18 protein-coding genes are annotated in these 16723 nt (G+C 65.5%); 7 read left to right on the top strand and 11 right to left on the bottom strand.

Going from position 1 to position 16723, the window contains the following annotated elements:
- The first annotated feature begins 201 nt into the window (after positions 1-201).
- Entirely contained in the window at positions 202-927 is a 726-nt protein-coding gene (phbB, locus tag SE91_RS30030) for an acetoacetyl-CoA reductase (RefSeq protein ID WP_061850225.1), read from the top strand.
- A gap of 144 nt (positions 928-1071) precedes the next feature.
- A complete protein-coding gene (yddG, locus tag SE91_RS30025) occupies positions 1072-1941 on the top strand; it encodes an aromatic amino acid exporter YddG (RefSeq protein ID WP_061850224.1) in 870 nt (289 codons plus the stop codon).
- 7 nt (positions 1942-1948) lie between these two features.
- On the opposite strand, the gene SE91_RS30020 is transcribed toward yddG, so the two are convergent.
- Together SE91_RS30020 and gloB are read right to left on the bottom strand one after the other, a co-directional pair.
- Positions 1949-2371, bottom strand: coding sequence for a cupin domain-containing protein (locus SE91_RS30020; protein WP_061850223.1), 423 nt, complete (start codon positions 2369-2371; stop codon positions 1949-1951).
- Positions 2372-2393: 22 nt separating this feature from the next.
- The gene (gene gloB, locus SE91_RS30015; RefSeq protein WP_061850222.1) at positions 2394-3161 is read right to left on the bottom strand and encodes a hydroxyacylglutathione hydrolase; all 768 of its coding nucleotides are present in this window, start codon (positions 3159-3161) and stop codon (positions 2394-2396) included.
- Positions 3162-3269: 108 nt separating this feature from the next.
- On the opposite strand from gloB, the gene SE91_RS30010 reads away from it, so the two are divergent.
- Positions 3270-4016: a methyltransferase domain-containing protein gene (locus SE91_RS30010; protein WP_060734568.1), complete on the top strand. Its 747-nt coding sequence runs from the start codon at positions 3270-3272 to the stop codon at positions 4014-4016.
- Between the two features lie 111 nt (positions 4017-4127).
- On the opposite strand, the gene SE91_RS30005 is transcribed toward SE91_RS30010, so the two are convergent.
- The 5 genes from SE91_RS30005 to SE91_RS29985 form a co-directional block, all read right to left on the bottom strand.
- Positions 4128-4910 carry a DUF4167 domain-containing protein gene (locus tag SE91_RS30005; protein WP_008542004.1) on the bottom strand — a complete coding sequence of 261 codons (783 nt, stop codon included), beginning with the start codon at positions 4908-4910 and terminating at the stop codon, positions 4128-4130.
- Positions 4911-5372: 462 nt separating this feature from the next.
- Positions 5373-6260 carry a peptide chain release factor N(5)-glutamine methyltransferase gene (prmC, locus tag SE91_RS30000; protein ID WP_061850221.1) on the bottom strand — a complete coding sequence of 296 codons (888 nt, stop codon included), beginning with the start codon at positions 6258-6260 and terminating at the stop codon, positions 5373-5375.
- Positions 6257-7342 (bottom strand): peptide chain release factor 1, encoded by a 1086-nt coding sequence (gene prfA, locus SE91_RS29995; RefSeq protein ID WP_061850220.1) that lies wholly within the window; start codon positions 7340-7342, stop codon positions 6257-6259. Before prfA ends, prmC begins: the two co-directional genes overlap by 4 nt.
- Before the next feature lie 57 nt (positions 7343-7399).
- Positions 7400-9667, bottom strand: coding sequence for a phosphoenolpyruvate--protein phosphotransferase (ptsP, locus tag SE91_RS29990; RefSeq protein WP_060734569.1), 2268 nt, complete (start codon positions 9665-9667; stop codon positions 7400-7402).
- Positions 9668-9954: 287 nt separating this feature from the next.
- Positions 9955-11211 carry an aspartate kinase gene (locus SE91_RS29985; RefSeq protein WP_008542019.1) on the bottom strand — a complete coding sequence of 419 codons (1257 nt, stop codon included), beginning with the start codon at positions 11209-11211 and terminating at the stop codon, positions 9955-9957.
- A gap of 150 nt (positions 11212-11361) precedes the next feature.
- Here SE91_RS29985 and SE91_RS29980 point away from each other — a divergent pair, with 150 nt between their 5' ends.
- The 4 genes from SE91_RS29980 (at position 11362) to SE91_RS29965 (ending at position 14163) form a co-directional block, all read left to right on the top strand.
- Positions 11362-11829: a PH domain-containing protein gene (locus SE91_RS29980; RefSeq protein WP_008542021.1), complete on the top strand. Its 468-nt coding sequence runs from the start codon at positions 11362-11364 to the stop codon at positions 11827-11829.
- Positions 11830-11844: 15 nt separating this feature from the next.
- Entirely contained in the window at positions 11845-12612 is a 768-nt protein-coding gene (ubiG, locus tag SE91_RS29975; protein ID WP_061850219.1) for a bifunctional 2-polyprenyl-6-hydroxyphenol methylase/3-demethylubiquinol 3-O-methyltransferase UbiG, read from the top strand.
- A gap of 110 nt (positions 12613-12722) precedes the next feature.
- Positions 12723-13004: a GIY-YIG nuclease family protein gene (locus SE91_RS29970; protein WP_061850218.1), complete on the top strand. Its 282-nt coding sequence runs from the start codon at positions 12723-12725 to the stop codon at positions 13002-13004.
- A gap of 259 nt (positions 13005-13263) precedes the next feature.
- Complete coding sequence (locus tag SE91_RS29965) at positions 13264-14163, top strand: EamA family transporter (RefSeq protein ID WP_061850217.1); 900 nt, start codon at positions 13264-13266, stop codon at positions 14161-14163.
- Here SE91_RS29965 and SE91_RS29960 read toward each other — a convergent pair.
- From SE91_RS29960 to SE91_RS29945, 4 genes are read right to left on the bottom strand one after another with little or no spacing between them, the layout of a single operon-like run.
- Positions 14160-14648: a DUF1178 family protein gene (locus SE91_RS29960; protein WP_061850216.1), complete on the bottom strand. Its 489-nt coding sequence runs from the start codon at positions 14646-14648 to the stop codon at positions 14160-14162. The genes SE91_RS29965 and SE91_RS29960 overlap by 4 nt on opposite strands.
- Positions 14645-15523, bottom strand: coding sequence for a carbon-nitrogen hydrolase family protein (locus tag SE91_RS29955; RefSeq protein ID WP_061850215.1), 879 nt, complete (start codon positions 15521-15523; stop codon positions 14645-14647). Before SE91_RS29955 ends, SE91_RS29960 begins: the two co-directional genes overlap by 4 nt.
- The gene (gene grxC / locus SE91_RS29950; protein ID WP_061851406.1) at positions 15520-15795 is read right to left on the bottom strand and encodes a glutaredoxin 3; all 276 of its coding nucleotides are present in this window, start codon (positions 15793-15795) and stop codon (positions 15520-15522) included. Before grxC ends, SE91_RS29955 begins: the two co-directional genes overlap by 4 nt.
- A gap of 40 nt (positions 15796-15835) precedes the next feature.
- On the bottom strand, positions 15836-16645 hold the full coding sequence (locus SE91_RS29945; RefSeq protein WP_061850214.1) for a ComF family protein: 810 nt from the start codon (positions 16643-16645) through the stop codon (positions 15836-15838).
- Between the last annotated feature and the right edge of the window lie 78 nt (positions 16646-16723).

The raw sequence follows: 16723 nt of genomic DNA, 5'->3' as shown, positions 1-16723 counted from the left end.
CGGTGAGTGCGTTGCACGCGACTAAAAAGGCGGCGGTTGCAAATCAAATATTCTTCGCAACTGCGCAGGCCTCGACTAAAGAGAAACGCCCGGCTCAACGCCGGGCGTTTTGTTCTTGATGTCCGTCAAACGTCCCGCATAATCCCCAGCTAAAAACGATCATTCAGAAACGTCCGAAGACTCCAAGGGAAGGAATACGACATGGCACGTGTTGCATTGGTCACGGGTGGTACGCGGGGCATCGGTGCGGCGATCAGCAAGGCGCTGAAGGCGGCCGGTTACAACGTTGCGGCGAGCTATGCCGGCAACGATGCGGCGGCGGAGAAGTTCAAGGCCGAGACCGGCATCGCGGTCTATAAATGGGACGTCAGCAATTTCGACGCCTGCGCGGAGGGCGTGAAGAAGGTCGAGGCTGATCTCGGGCCGATCGAGGTGCTCGTCAACAATGCCGGAATCACCCGCGACACCGCCTTCCACAAGATGACGCTCGACCAGTGGAACGCCGTCATCAACACCAATCTCGGCTCGCTGTTCAACATGACGCGCCAGGTGATCGAGGGCATGCGTTCGCGCAAGTTCGGCCGCATCATCTCGATCTCGTCGATCAACGGCCAGAAGGGCCAGTTCGGCCAGGTCAACTATTCCGCGGCGAAGGCCGGCGACATCGGATTCACCAAGGCGCTCGCGCTCGAGAACGCCAAGGGCGGCATCACCGTGAACGCGATCTGCCCCGGCTATATCAACACCGAAATGGTGCAGGCGGTGCCGAAGGACGTCCTGGAAAAGAACGTGATCCCGCAGATCCCGGTCAGCCGGCTCGGCGAGCCCGAGGAGATCGCGCGCGCCGTCGTGTTCCTGGCGGCCGATGAGGCCGGCTTCATCACCGGATCGACCATGACCATCAATGGCGGCCAGTATCAGGCGTGATGCGATCGCATCACACGCGGGCGGATATTTCCCACATCGTCATGCCCGGGCTTGTCCCGGGCATCCACGGCCTTACAACAGCCGTCGCCACGAAAGAACGTGGATGGCCGGGACAAGCCCGGCCATGACGGAAACATTGGGCCGATGACTCCCCGCACCGCGACGCTGATCGGACTGACCGCGATTCTGATGTGGTCGCTGCTGTCCGTGATGACGGTGGCGACCGGAAGGATTCCGGCGTTCCAACTCGCCGCGATGACCTTTGCGATCGGCGGCCTCGTCGGCCTGCTCACCTGGATCGGGCGCGGCGAAGCGGCAAAGAGCCTGCGTCAGCCGCCCATCGTCTGGGCCGTCGGCGTCGGCGGTCTGTTCGGCTATCACGCGCTCTATTTCCTCGCGCTGCGCTTCGCGCCGCCGGCGGAAGCCGGTCTGTTGAATTATCTCTGGCCGCTGCTGATCGTGCTGTTCTCGTCCTTTCTGCCCGGCGAGCGGCTTGCCATGCATCACATCATTGGCGCCGTGCTCGGTCTCGTCGGTACCGTGCTGCTGTTCGCCGGCAATACCTCAGGCTTTGCGCCGGGAGCGGTGCCAGGGCTGGTCGCGGCCTTCATCGCCGCCTTCGTGTGGGCGATCTATTCGGTGTCGTCGCGGCGGTTGAAAGCGGTGCCGACCGATGCGGTCGCCGGCTTCTGTCTCGCCACGTCAGTGCTCGCCGCGCTGATGCATCTTGCCCTCGAGACCACGATCTGGCCGGAAACCACGCTGCAATGGCTCTCCGTGGTCGCACTCGGCATCGGCCCGGTCGGTGCCGCCTTCTATGCCTGGGACATCGGCATGAAGCGCGGCGACATCCGCGTGCTCGGCGCCGCCTCCTACGCGACGCCTTTGCTCTCGACGGGCTTTCTCATCGCCGCCGGCTTTGCAAAAGCCAGCGCCAACATCGCCCTCGCCGCGATCCTGATCGCCGGCGGCGGCCTGATCGCGGCCAAGGACATGGTGCTGCGGAAGCGGTGAACGAGGCCTAAGGCTCCCAGCCGCTCGGCGCGAGCTCGAATTTCGCGAACTCGAAGGCCGGTGCGACGGTGCAGCCGACCAGGGTCCATTCGCCCGTCGTCTCCGCCATCTGCCAGGCATTGGCCGGCACGATCGCCTGCGGCCGCTCGCCGCCGACCAGGTCCGTGCCGAGCCGCACCTCGTGCCGGGAGCAACCGTCATGCGCGACGCGCAGCGTCAGCGGGCTGCCGGCGTAATAATGCCAGGTCTCGACCGCGTCGATGCGATGCCAGTGCGAGCGTTCGCCGCGCGCGAGCAGGAAATAGATCGAGGTCGAGCGCGAGCGCCCGTTGGCATCCGTAGTCTGGTCGCGAAACGTCTCTCGATAGTGCCCGCCTTCGGGATGCGGTCGGAGTTCGAGGCGCGCGATGATCTCGGCTGCGGTCGGCATTGATCCCGTCAGGACTTGCTCTCTAGGATTTATTCTTGCGCTCGCGCAGCTCGCCGAACACCGCGGCGGCATCAGCACCCTTCATGTGCAGCTTGGCCGCAACCGCGGGATCGTCGGCCCGGAGAAATACGTTTGCGCGCTTCTCCTCACCGAGCAGCGAGGGAATGGTCGGCTTGTTCTCCGCCCGCAGCTTGGCAACCTCCGCCGCGCGCGCCTGGAGCGCCGCGTTGTCAGGCTCGATGGTGAGCGCGAACTTGACGTTGGAGGCGGTGTATTCGTGGCCGCAATAGAGCTTGAAGTCGTCGGGCAGGGCGCGCAGCTTCAATAGCGAATCCCACATCATCGGATAGGTGCCCTCGAACACGCGGCCGCAGCCGATCGAGAACAGCGTGTCGGCGGCGAACACCGTCTTCTCATTGTCGAACACGTAGGAGATGTGGTCGAGCGTGTGGCCGGGCGTCTCCACGACGCGCCCGAGCAGGGCACCGATCTTGACCACGTCGGCATTGGCGACGCGCAGATCGACGTTGGCAATCTCAGTGGTCTTGTCGTGCGGCGCGACGACGCGGCAATTGAATTTCTGCTTGAGTTCGGCGACCCCGCCGACATGATCGCCATGATGATGGGTGATCAGGATGTCGGTGAGCTGCCAGCCCTCGCGCTCCAGCGCCTTGAGAATCGGGCCGGCCTCCGGTGCGTCGATCGACGCCGTCGCCTTGGTTTCCACATCGTGGACCAGATAACCGAAATTGTCGTTTAAACAGGTGAAAGTACGAATTTCGGCGGCCATGACATCTCCATCGCGCTCAGCCCCGCCAGACAAATATGGCGTTAGCGTTGCGCAGGCAATGCAATATTCCGCGCGCGGCGGCGGCCTCGCGCATGTTACATTGCGGTCATGACCATCGACGTCGTCGACCTCCGCGAGTTCTATTCCCGCCGCCTCGGGATCGTGGCGCGGCAAATGATCAATCGCGGCATCAGGGAGCGCTGGCCGCGCGCCGAGGGCCAGCGCGTGCTCGGCATCGGCTATCCCACGCCCTATCTCGGGCTGTTCCGCGAGGACGCCGAGCGCTGCATCGCGTTCATGCCGGCGGCCCAGGGTGTCCTGAAATGGCCGACGGGGCGGCCGGCGCTGGCCTCGCTGGTCGACGAATTCTCGCTGCCGCTTCCTGACGCCGCGATCGACCGCATCCTCCTGGTTCACGCGCTGGAGATGTCGGATGATCCGGCCGCACTGCTGCGCGAGGTGTGGCGCGTGCTGTCGCCCTCGGGACGCGTCATCGCCGTGATCCCGAATCGGCGCGGGGTGTGGACCCGCACCGACAGCACGCCGTTCGGCCATGGCCGGCCCTATTCGCGCTCGCAGATCACCGAGCTCCTGCGCCAGACCTGGTTCACGCCGACCGCCTGGGGCGAGGCGCTGTTCATGCCGCCTTATGCCGGCGGCTGGGTGTTGAAATCGGCGCAGATGTGGGAGCGCGCCGGTGCTGCGCTGTCGCTGCCCTTTGCCGGCGTGCACATCGTCGAGGCCACCAAGCAGGTCTATCGTGCGATCCCCGCCAAGCGCGAGCGGGCGCGGCTGATTCCCTCGCTGGCGAAGCCCGTGCTGGTGCCGTCCTCGACGACGGCGACGCGCAGTTAGCTTCACCTTTCCCTACGGGAGACGTGGGTCTGTGCCCGGCCGACATCGATCGTCAAAAACAAATCGTCCCGGCGAGGCCGGGACGATGCAGTTCGGAAAATTAGTCGAAGCTTACTCGCCGGGAGCCACTTCGTCGCTGGATGCGACGGGGGCGGCCTCTCGCTCGGGGCGCGGGCCATGCGGCCGGCGACGTCGCCTTGGATAGCGCTCGCCACCACCGCCGCCCTCGAAGCCGCCCTGGCCGCCACTCGCGCCGACATTCACTTGCGGCTGTGCGCCGGTGATGAAGGACGGCAGGCGATCGACGCTGCCGGCATCGGCGATGACGGGCTGCGGCTGGTTCGCAGGTTGCGGCTGCGGCTGATATTGCGGTTGCGGACGATGGTCGCGTTCGCGGTGTTCGCGCGGCTGCTGCTGCTCGCGTTGATAGGGCTGATTGTCGCGCTGCTGGTGATCACGCTGGTGATGCTCGCGCTGGCCGTCGCGGTCGCGCATGAAAGGCTGCTGCTGCGGCTGCGGGACGAAACCCGGCTCCTGGCCGAAGGCCGAGAAATTCTCGCCGTCGTCCTCGCTGTCCTCGCCGCTGCTGTTGCTGACAGGCTCGTCACCGCGAGGCTGCTGGTTCTGGCGGAACTGCTCCTGGGCGGCCGCGATCAGGCGGAAATAATGCTCGGCATGCTGGTAGTAGTTCTCGGCCGCAACGGGGTCGCCGGAGGAGCGCGCATCGCGCGCGAGCTGGAGATACTTCTCGGCGATGTGCGAGGCCGTGCCGCGGATCTTGATGTCGGGTCCGTTGGATTCGTAGACCCGGGTCATCGGGTTCTGGCCGCGCCGGTTGTTGTTGTTATTGTTGTTGCGGTTGCGCATCCGCTGCTTGTTCTGACCGTTTCTCATGTCCTGCCTTTAATTCCAGCCCTAAAGGTTGCACGCATTACTGATTGCTAGGAGTGACCTGGTGACAGCGGTTCACAGCTCTCGCGCGCACCGCGCGCAAAAGCGGCCTGAACCCTGCCGATGTTTGTCGACCGTCGCGTTCAACAAAGACGCGTTCCCCACCCGCCAGCATTCATTGCCAGCGAACCCATTCATATCGCCTGCCGAAACAAGCCCAGCTTTCTTGCGTTAGTCTTCAAGCGCAATATCTGGCTTTCGTTCACGTTGCGGTCGGAGAGCAGCGCAGCTCCACTGGCCATCGCGCTCAACAGGACCTGCGGCTTGGAACCTATAATCAGTAAAGCTCTCGCCCGAGAGCCCGGCTTTCACCCGTAGGTCTACGGGGCCGGCACCGATGTGTTGACCGGAACGTAGTCGTTCCCACGGGATATTCCAAGAGCTTTTTGCAAGCCAATCCGGCTTTTATGGGGGCATTTTTCGGGCTGATACGGCTCGCGGAATGCCCGCCAGGTCGGCCTTGGGTGGCCTGTCCACCGATAACGCGGCACCCACCATCAAGGTTTCAATATTTCGGGCCTGGCCCTGTCCGGCCTCGACGATCAGCGCACCGCCAGCGGCGAGGCGCTCGCTCGCCTGCGGGATCAGGACCCGATAGGCGTCGTATCCGTCATTGCCGCCGTCCAGCGCCAGATGTGGATCGTGCTCGCGTACCTCGACGCTGAGTTTCGGGATTTCGGCCGAGGGAATATAGGGCGGGTTCGACACGATAAGATCGAACGGGCCGGAGAGCGCGGCCGCATAGGAGCAGGCGACGAAGGCGGCGCGGCCGGCGAGGCCGAGAGACGTGGCATTGTCCCTGGCGGTGACGAGCGCGGTCAGGCTGAGGTCGGTACCGACGCCGAAGGCATCAGGGATGTCGTGCAGCAGCGCGAGCAGGATCGCGCCGGATCCGGTGCCGATGTCGGCGATCCGCGGCGGATGGGATGTTGGCCGTTCGCGAAGGATTTCGAGCGCAAGCTCGACCACCGTCTCGGTGTCGGGACGCGGCACCAGCGTCGCCTCGGACAGTCGGAAGGGCAGGCCCCAGAATTCGCGTGTCCCGAGAATGCGTGCAACCGGCTCGCCGGCGATGCGGCGTTCTGCGTGCTCCACCAATCGCGACGCTTCGGCCGCGGTGAGGGGGCGGGCTGCCTGCGCGACCAGGCCGGTGAGGTCGAGGCCGAGCACAGCGCCGAGCAGGATGCGCGCGTCGAGCTCCGCCTCGTCCAGCCGCGCCGCTTTCAACTTCGCAGCCAGCGCGCGCCGCGCGCTCTCGATGGGCTGTGCGGTGAAGGGATTGTTCTGGGTCACGCCGCCGCGCCCTGCGCGGCGAGCTGCGCGGCCTGGTGCTCGGTGGTCAGTGCATCGATCAATTCGCCGAGCGCTTCGCCCGCGATCACCTGCGGCAGCTTATAGAGCGTCAAATTGATGCGATGGTCGGTGACGCGCCCTTGCGGAAAATTGTAGGTGCGGATGCGCTCGGAGCGGTCTCCGGAGCCGACCTTCTCCTTGCGCTCGGCCGAGCGGGCGGCGTCGACGCGCTGGCGCTCGGCGTCGTAGATGCGCGAGCGCAGGATGTTCATGGCCGAGGCGCGGTTCTTGTGCTGTGAGCGGCTGTCCTGCATCATCACCACGATGCCGGTCGGGATGTGGGTGATGCGGATCGCCGATTCGGTCTTGTTGACGTGCTGCCCGCCCGCACCTTGCGCGCGCATGGTCTCGATGCGCAAATCCTCGGTCTTGATGTCGACGTCGACATCCTCGACCTCCGGCAGCACCGCGACCGTCGCCGCGGAGGTATGGATGCGTCCCTGCGTCTCGGTGTCGGGCACGCGCTGCACGCGGTGTACGCCGGATTCGAATTTGAGCTTGGAGAACGCGCCGCGGCCCTGCACCTCCGCGATGATTTCCTTGTAGCCGCCGACGGTGCCTTCGCTGGCCGAGATCACCTCGACCTTCCAGCCCTGAAGGCTGGCGAAGCGCTCGTACATCCGGAACAGATCGCCGGCGAACAGCGAGGCCTCGTCACCGCCGGTGCCGGCGCGGATCTCCAGCATCACGTTACGGTCGTCCATGGCGTCCTTGGGCAGCAGCGCGACGCGGATCTGCTGGACCAGCTCCTCGATCTTTGGCGCGAGCTCGTCGCGCTCGGCTTCCGCCATGCTGCGCATCTCGGGATCGGTTGCGGGATCGGCGATCAGTGCCTCGGTGTCGGCAAGTTCTTTCACGGCGGAGCGATAGGCCTTCACCAGCTCGATCAGCGGCGTGATCTCGGCGAGCTCGCGCGTGATCTGCACGTAGCGCTCGGAGGCGAGCTGGCCCAGCGATTCGGCCTCGAGCGAGGCGTGGTGGGCGAGCAGGACGTCCAGTTTGGCTTCGGGGAGTGACGACATCGGTTCAGTCTCGAATGGCGGAAGGAGGCGAGGCGGCAGGGAGCGGAGACAGGCCCGCTACAACGCCAGGCCTTCGGCCTCGGCAAATTCCGTCAGCTTCTGCCGGATCGAGACGCTGCCGGCGGGCGCGTCCAGCAGCGGCGCGAGCATCGCCTCGGCTTTCTTGGCATCGAGGTCGAGCACCATGGCCTTGACCGGGCCAAGGGCTGTCGCCGAGAGCGACAGCGAGCGATAGCCGAGGGCAATCAGCGCCAGCGCGCCGAGCGGCTTGGAGGCCATCTCGCCGCAAAGCGAGAGCGACTTCTTCGCCGCATCGGATTTGCGCGCGATGTCGCGCAGCGCGCGCAGGATCGGCGCCGACATGGTGTCGAAGCGCTCGGAGACCTTGGCGTTGCCGCGGTCGACCGCGAACAGGAACTGGAACAGATCGTTGGATCCGACCGAGATGAAGTCCACTTTCCTCAAGAGCTCGTCGAGCTGATAGAGCAGCGCCGGCACCTCGACCATGGTGCCGATGTCGATTCTTTCGGGCAGCGTGTGACCATGCTGGCGCAGATAAGTCAGCTCGCGCTCGACCAGGGCCTTCGCCGAATCGAACTCGGCGACTTCCGAGATCATCGGGAACATGATCTTCAGCGAACGGCCGCCCCCGGCGCGCAAGAGCGCGCGGATCTGGCCGCGCAGCAGGCCGGGACGATCGAGCCCGAGCCGGATCGCACGCCAGCCGAGCGCGGGATTTTCCTCGATCACGGCTTCCATATAGGGCAGCGCCTTGTCGCCGCCGATATCGAGCGTGCGGAAGGTGACGGGTTTGGTACCGGCGGCATCGAGCACGGTGCGATAGAGCGCGAGCTGGTCGCTGGTGCGCGGCAGGCTCTGGCCGACCATGAATTGCAGCTCGGTGCGAAACAGGCCGATGCCGGCGCTGCCGGTGTCCTCGATATGCGGCAGGTCGATGGCAAGACCTGCGTTGATCATCAGCTCGACCTTCTGGCCGTCTTTGGTGACGCAGGGCCGGTCGCGCAGCGCCAGGTACTGTGCCTGACGGCGGGCGCGGAAGCGCACGCGCTCGGCGAAGGCGGCCTCGATTTCCTGCGAGGGCCGCACGTAGATCGAGCCGGAGGTGCCGTCGACGATGATGGCGTCGCCGGGATCGGCGATGCCGGGCGCGTTCGGCACTTCGCCGACCGCAGGGATGCCCAGCGCGCGCGCCACGATCGAGACGTGGGAGTTGGCAGTGCCTTCCTCCAGCACGATGCCCCGCAGGCGCTTGCGGTCGTAGTCGAGCAGCGCCGCCGGGCCCATGGCGCGGGCAATGACGATGGCGTTGTCTGGCAGCTGCTCGCGCGACGGCGCGTGGTCCTGACCGACCAGCTGCCGCATCAGGCGATAGCCGAGATCTTCGAGGTCGTGCAGGCGGTCGCGCAGATACGGATCGGTCGAGCGCAGCATGCGCGCGCGGGTGTCGGACTGCACGCGCTCCACCGCGGCCTCCGCGGTGAGGCCGGTGGCGACGGCCTCGTGCAGCTTGTGCGACCAGCCCTGGTCGTTGGCGAACATGCGGTAGGCTTCCAGCACCTCGCGGTGCTCGCCGCCTTCGGCGACGTCGCCGCGCTCCAGCATGCGGTCGAGATCGGCGCGCAGCTTGGCGAGCGCGGTGTCGAGCCGCTTGATCTCCTTCGGCAGGTCCTCGGCGATGTAGTCCTTGATGACGACGCGCGGCTCGTGCAGCACGACATGGCCGAGCGCGATGCCTTCCGACAGGATGGCGCCGACCTTCTGCGCGGAATGGCGCGCCGCAGGCTCCTGGCCGGGCTGCGCCAGCGCGGAGAGCTCGCCCGAGGCGATCAGCTCCGCCAGCACCATGGCGGTGGTCTGGAGCGCCTCGAGCTCCTCCTCGACATAGTTACGCTTGGCGCGGTTCTGCACCACCAGCACGCCAAGCGTGTTGCCGGCCCGCAGGATCGGCACGCCGAGGAAGGAGTGGTAGATCTCTTCACCGGTCTCGGGGCGGAACGAGAAGGCGGGATGGCTCTGCGCGTCGCTCAAATTGAGCGGCGTCGCCTCGCTGGCAACGAGGCCGACCAGGCCCTCATGGGCGCTGAGCACGGTGTGGTGCACCGCCTCGCGATTGAGACCCTCGGTGGCGTAGAGCTCCAGCGTGTTGTCGATGCGCAGCACGTAGACCGAGCACACCTCGGCCACCATGTTGGCGGCGATCAGCACCACGATCTTGTCCAGCCGCTCCTGGGCCGAGACCTGCTCCGCCATGGTTTCGCGGAGCCGTCTCAACAAGACGCGGGGACCTCCCGACGCGCTCCGCATGAACCGTCAACCTCCTCCGTCTGCCGGGCCCGAAAGGACCGCCGGCGGCTCGCCCAGAACTCCAGAAAAACAATAAGCTTGCTCGTCCGGCACCGGCCAGGCCCCAAATCTTCCTCAGATTTGGCGCTTGTGCCGAATCGGCACCACCTCAACTGGGGCACAGTTTATGGCAGCCCACCCTGTCCGCCCTATAGCGAATTGGGGCTTGTTTTGCCAAGCAAAACGCCTGCCAAACGCGAATGTGTGGGGACTTCAGCGTTTGCTGCGACCGCTAAGAGAAAATTAGCCTAAGTGTGATCGAGGCCGTAGAGCGTGTGCAGGGTGCGTACCGCAAGCTCGGTATAGGCGGTGTCGATCAACACCGAGAATTTGATCTCGGAGGTTGTAATGGCCCGGATGTTGATATTCCGCCCCGCGAGGGCCGAGAACGCCTGGGCGGCGACCCCGGCATGGCTGCGCATGCCGCTGCCGATCACCGAGATCTTGGCGACGTCGGTGGCGGTGTCGAGCCTGCTATAGCCGATCTTGGACTTGGCGGCGGTAATCGTGTCCTTGGCGCGGGTGTAGTCGGCGGCCGGCACTGTGAAGGTGAGGTCGGTGGTCTTGCCGTCCTCGGACACGTTCTGAACGATCATGTCGACATTGATGTTGGCATCCGCCAGCGGGCCGAAGATCGAGGCGGCCACACCCGGCTTGTCCTCGATCTGGCGCACCGAGATCTGGGCCTCGTCCTTGGAGAAGGCGATACCGGTGACGACGTGGCTTTCCATGATCTCCTCCTCGCTGCAGATCAGCGTGCCGGGCGGCTGGTTGGCATGCGGGTCGATATCCTCGGGCTTGTCGAAGCTCGAGCGGACGAAGATCGGCATGTTGTGGACCATGCCGAGTTCCACCGAGCGGACCTGGAGCACCTTGGCGCCCTGCGACGCCAGTTCCAGCATGTCCTCGAATGCGATCTTGTCGAGCCGCTTGGCCTTCGGCACGATTCGCGGGTCGGTGGTGTAGACACCGTCGACGTCGGTATAGATGTCGCAGCGGTCTGCCTTGACGGCAGCGGCGACGGCCACGGCCGAGGTGTCGGAGCCGCCACGGCCGAGCGTGGTGATGCGATTGGTCTCGGGGTTGATGCCCTGGAAGCCGGCGATGACCGCGACCTCCTTGCGCTCCCTAAAGCGCTTGATGATCTCGCTGCCGTCGATGTCCTCGATCCGGGCCGAGGCATGGGCGTCGCTGGTCTTGATCGGGATCTGCCAGCCCTGCCAGGAGCGGGCCTGGATGCCCATGCCCTGGAGCACGATGGCCAGCAGGCCCGACGTCACCTGCTCGCCGGAGGCGACGACGGCGTCGTATTCGCGCGCGTCGTGCATGGGCGAGGCCTCGGTGCACCAGGCCACCAGCTCGTTGGTCTTGCCGGACATCGCCGAGACGACCACGGCCACTTCATGGCCGGCGTCGACCTCGCGCTTCACATGGCGCGCGACGTTGCGGATACGTTCGATGTTGGCGACGGACGTGCCGCCGAATTTCATCACGAGGCGGCTCATGACGACGCGTGCATTCCCTCATAAGGATCAGTATGGTGACCGCACTGGACGAATGCCTTGCGGATACCGACCGCGCGTATACAGAGCGGCGGGGCTGGGGGCAAGCGGGTTCCTGCGGGGGCAGGTGCGGGGAGTGGGTTAACCGAGATCATGGCGCGTTATATCGACGAGATCCTGCAGCCGGGCGAGCGGGTGTTGTATTCGACCAATGCGCACTGGATCTTCTATTTTCCGGCCATCGTGGCCTGGATCGTGGCGCTGGCCCTGCTCGTCCTCTCACGGCAGGCGACGACGGACGGGCTGGTTATGCTTTGCCTCGGAGCCGCGGGTCTCGTGGCGCTGCCGGCCCTGTATTGGACCATCAAGGGCTGGTTCCATCGCTTCACCACGGAGACCGACGTCACCAACCTCCGCGTCGTGCACAAGACCGGCTTCATCAAGCGCCGCACTTTTGAAATGGCGTTGGATAAGGTCGAGAGCGTCGATGTCGACCAGACCATTCTTGGACGTATTCTCAACTACGGCGACGTGACGATTCGCGGCGTCGGCGAGGGGATCGAGACGATCAAGACCATCGCCTCGCCGCTCGCCTTCCGTAGTTCGATCACCACGCGGTAGGACCGCGCGTAAACCATGAGCATGCAGCAAAATACTTCCGTTTCTGCCCCGCCGGGCTCGACCGTCGACGCCGCCGAGATCGCGAAATTCTCGAAACTCTCGGCGGAGTGGTGGGACCCCAAGGGCAAGATGGCGCCGCTGCACCGGATCAACCCGCTGCGGCTCGGCTACATCCGCGACGCCGCCTGCCGCAAGTTCGAGCGCAACGTGCGCAGCCTCAACTGCCTCGGGGGCTTGCGCGTGCTCGACATCGGCTGCGGCGCGGGGCTGTTGTGCGAGCCGCTGTCGCGGCTGGGCGCGCAGGTGATCGGCGTCGATCCCTCGGCCAGCAACATCGCCGCCGCCAAGCTGCATGCCGGCAAGAGCCATCTGTCGATCGACTACCGCTGCACCACGGTGGAGGAGATCGACCCGCGCGAGCGCTTCGACATCGTGCTGGCGATGGAAGTGGTCGAGCACGTCACCGACGTCGGCATGTTCCTGAAGCGCTGCGCCTCGATGCTGAAGCCGAACGGTCTGATGGTGGTGTCGACGCTGAACCGGAACTGGAAGAGCTTCGCGCTCGCCATCGTCGGCGCCGAATACGTGCTGCGCTGGCTGCCGCGTGGCACCCACGAATGGAACAAGTTCGTCACCCCCGACGAGCTCGCAAAATATCTGCTCGACAACCGCCTCGTCATCACCGAGCAGACCGGCGTCGTCTACTCACCCTTCGCCGACAAATGGACGCTCTCGTCGGATATGGACGTGAACTACATGGTGGTGGCGGAAGGGATGGTGTGAGCCCTCGGAGGTGAAGTGCGACCTGTCACTCCGAAAGCGGTGTCGTCCCTGCGAACGCAGGGACCCATAACCACCGGCCGCTGTGGTTGGCAAGAATAGGCGCTCCGAGCATGTACTACGTCTACATCCTCGCCAGCCGCCGTCACGGCACGCTGTACATCGGCATAACCAACTCGCTCCAGAAGCGACTGGACGAGCATCGCGCCGGCAGAGGCTCGGAGTTCGTCAAGCGCTACGGTGTGCACCGCCTCGTCTACACCGAAGCCTACGAGCGGGCGGAAGAAGCGATCGCTCGTGAAAAGCAGCTCAAGCGCTGGAAGCGCGACTGGAAGATCGAGCTGATCGAGCGGGACAATCCGGAGTGGCGTGATCTCAGCGATCTCTTGGTTTGACGCTGTGATGCTGCCAAGCAAACGCTGTCGTCCCTGCGAACGCAGGGACCCATAACCCCAGGGAGCAGTTATGCGGAGGCTGCTAACCCGCGTATCCAATACCGTCTGTTACCGATAGATTCCGCGGTATGGGTCCCTGCGTTCGCAGGGACGACATTGAGTTTGTGGTGTGAGCATCGCTCCCATGACATTCCTGCGGTTGACCGCGCGGGTTGCAGCTTGCACGTTGGTCGCAAATCCTTTCCTGCCCCACCACCCCATGCTCACCATCGCCAGCCTCTGGATTCCCTTCACCGTCATTGCCGCGCTGGGCCAGGTCGCGCGCAATGCGATGCAGCGGTCGCTGACGAAGCCGCTGGGGACCTGGGGCGCGACCAATATCCGCTTCCTGTTCGGCTTTCCGTTCTCGCTGCTGTTCCTCGGCGTGGTGCTGGTCGCGACCGGCGATCACCTCGGCATGCCGCCGTCCGCGTTCTGGCCGTGGCTGCTGCTGGGCGCGCTCAGCCAGATCGTCGCCACCGGGTTGATGCTGCTCGCAATGAACGATCGCTCCTTCGTGGTGACGACGGCGTACCTGAAGACCGAAGCGATCCAGACCGCGATCTTCGGCTTCGTCTTTCTCGGCGATCACCTGACCTGGCTGAAAGTGCTGGCGATCGTGATCGCCACGATCGGCGTCGTCATTACCGCGCTGCGGCCGGGCGGCGAGAAGAGCTTTGCGGAATTGAAGCCGACCATCACCGGCCTCGTCGCGGCTGCGGCGTTCGCGCTCTCGGCGGTCGGCTTTCGCGGCGCCATCATCAATGTGCCCGACGTCTCTTTCGTGACGGCGGCGTCGTTCACGCTGGTGCTCGGCCTGTTCGTGCAGACCCTGGTGCTGACGATCTATCTGCTCTGGCGCGCGCCGAACGTGTTGCGGGGCATCCTCGGGCTCTGGCGGCCGTCGATGCTGGCGGGCTTCACGGGCGCCTTCGCCTCGCAATTCTGGTTCCTGGCGTTCGCGCTGACGGCCGCCGCCAATGTCCGCACGCTGGCGCTGATCGAGGTGCTGTTCGCGCAGGCCGTGGCGTATTATTCGTTCAAGCAGCCGATCGCGCCGCGCGAGCTTTTGGGTATCGCGCTGATCGTCGTCGGTGTGGCTGTGCTCGTGGGCGCTTAATTCCGGTCTTCCGGCAGCGTCGGCAGCGGCGAGACCTCGATGCCTTCGTCGATCAGCGATTTCGCCTCCTCGGGCGAGGCCTCGCCATAGATCGGACGGTGCTCTTTGTCGCCGTAATGCATGGCGCGGGCCTCGTTGGCGAAACGCTCACCGACATTGTCGGCGTTCTTGACGATGTGGTCGCGCAATTCCTTGAGCTTGGTGCGCAGCTCGCGCTCCTGCGCCATCAAGAGCGAGGTCGGCGCTGATGGTGCAGCCTCGGGTGCAGGCGTGGCGTTCGCGGTGGGCTCCGGGGGCGGCGCGGCGCGCCCGCGGCCCTTCTTGCCGACGATGCGCGGTGCCATGATCGCCTTGTCGACCTTGGCCGAGCCGCAGATCGGGCAGGTCACGAGCTTGCGCTTGACCTGCTGGTCATAGGCCGACGAGCTCTGAAACCAGCTTTCGAAGTCGTGGTTCCGGTCGCAGTGCAGTGCGTAGCGGATCATGCCGATCCCCGCACGAGATGCAGATGGTCGGGCCCGGCCTTGGCCTCGGCGACGCCGAAGCGCCGGCCATGCTGGAGCGAGGGAATCGCGCGGCGCGCGGTCTCGACCTTGGCCGGGTCGATCCGGGCCATGATGATGCCGGGCTCGACGTCGCCCTCGGCGAGGATCTCGCCCCAGGGGTCGATGATCAGCGAGTGACCATAGGTCTCGCGCTTGTTCTCGTGGGTACCTGCCTGTGCGGCGGCGAAGATGAAGCAGCCGGTTTCGATCGCGCGCGAACGCAGCAGCACGTGCCAATGCGCTTCGCCGGTCTTGCGGGTGAAGGCCGAAGGCACGGTGATGAAGGACGCTCCGCTCTCGGCCAGCGCACGGTAGAGCGCAGGGAAACGGACATCGTAGCAGATCGTCAGGCCGACCCGGCCCCAGGGCAGGTCGGAGATCACGGCCGTCTCGCCCGGCTGGTAATTGGCGGATTCGCGATAGCTCTCGCCGTCCGGCAGCTCGATGTCGAACATGTGAATCTTGTCGTAGCTCGCGAGCACATTGCCCTCGGGCCCGATCAGGAAGGAGCGGTTGACGGCCTTCTCGGGCGAGAAGCGCAGCGCCAGCGAGCCGACATGGAGATGGATCTTCAGCTCCGCGGCCAGCGCGCGATAGGCCTTCAGCGAGCTGTCATCCTCTTCGCTCTGGAGGTGCTCGAACAGCGCCTTGCGGTTCAGCTGCATCATGTTGCTGACTTCGGGCGTCTGCACGTAGTCGGCGCCGTTCGCCGCCGCCTGCCGGATCAGTTTGGTTGCCTGTTCCAGGCTCGGCCCCGGCAGCAGGCCGGTGCGCATCTGCACCATGGCCGCGGTGAACGTGCGGTTCTCGCTCATGAGACGGCCTTGACGCTGTCGAGCATGCCGTCGAGCTTGCCTTCGCGATCGAGCGCGTAGAGGTCGTCGCAGCCGCCGACATGGGTTCCGCCGATCCAGATCTGCGGGAAGGTCGAGCCCTCGCCGGCGCGATCGTACATCTCCTGCCGCCACGACGGGTTCTTGGCGACGTCGAATTCCGTGAAGGCCGCCTTCTTGCGGGTCAACAGCGACCTCGCCGCGGAACAATAGCCGCAGCCCGGCCTGGTATACATCTCGACAGCAGCAGTCATGGCGTCCAGCGCTTTCATGTCATGAACTGAATTCATTGAATTATATGGGACGTGGGCCGGCCTCGACAACCCGGGCAAAGACCAGCACGTCCACCTGGGCCGCCTTGGCGCGCAGCAGGGCCCGCGCGCAGGCATCCAGCGTCGCGCCCGTGGTCAGGACATCGTCGACCAGGACGATGCGGCGGCCCTGAATCTCGGCCTGGTGGCCCGGGGATACCTGGAACGCGCCCTGCACATTGCTGGCGCGCAGGGCCCGGGACAGGCCGATCTGCTGCTCGGTGGCGCGCACCCGGCGCAGGAACTCGCCGCGCACTTCCACGCCGCTCTGCCGCGCGATGATCCGCGCCAGCGCCCCGGACTGGTTGAAGCGGCGTCGCCAAGCTCGCCGCCAATGCAGCGGCACAGGCACCAGCATGTCGGCGCCGGCGAGCAGCTCGCCGCCCGCGCGCGCCATCCAGCGCCCCATCGCCGGTGCCAGATCGGTGCGGTCCTGGTATTTCAGCGCATGCACCAGCGTGCGCGCGACGTCGTCATAGCGTACCGCCGCGCGCGCCCGCTGGTAGGCCGGCGGGCTCGCGATCGCCTCCATCGACAGCATGTCGGGGCCGGGATCGTAGACGAAGGGAATGCCGAGCCGCGGGCAATAGGGCCGCTCGATGAACGACAGCCGCGCCCAGCACGCAGCGCAAACGCCCTCACCGTCGACCGGCTCGTGGCAGGACACGCACTGCGTCGGCAGCGCGATGTCGAGCGCGAGCCGTGCGGTGCGCGCCAGCACATGGCGGCCGGCCATCCACGCGGCGCGCAATGGTGCGGCGATGGAACGGGTGGGGGCAGCGTCGGTTTCCATGCGGGGAGGCTAGCGTTCCGCGACAATCTGCTCAAGCAGCACTCTCGTGCCCCGGACGCAGCGCAGCGCCACTTCGGC

It is taken from the genome of Bradyrhizobium sp. DOA1 (genome assembly GCF_001593325.1).
Taxonomy (GTDB): Bacteria; Pseudomonadota; Alphaproteobacteria; order Rhizobiales; family Xanthobacteraceae; genus Bradyrhizobium.
Note: the sequence above shows the minus strand (reverse complement) of the source record. Positions and strands in the feature narration are given on the sequence as shown.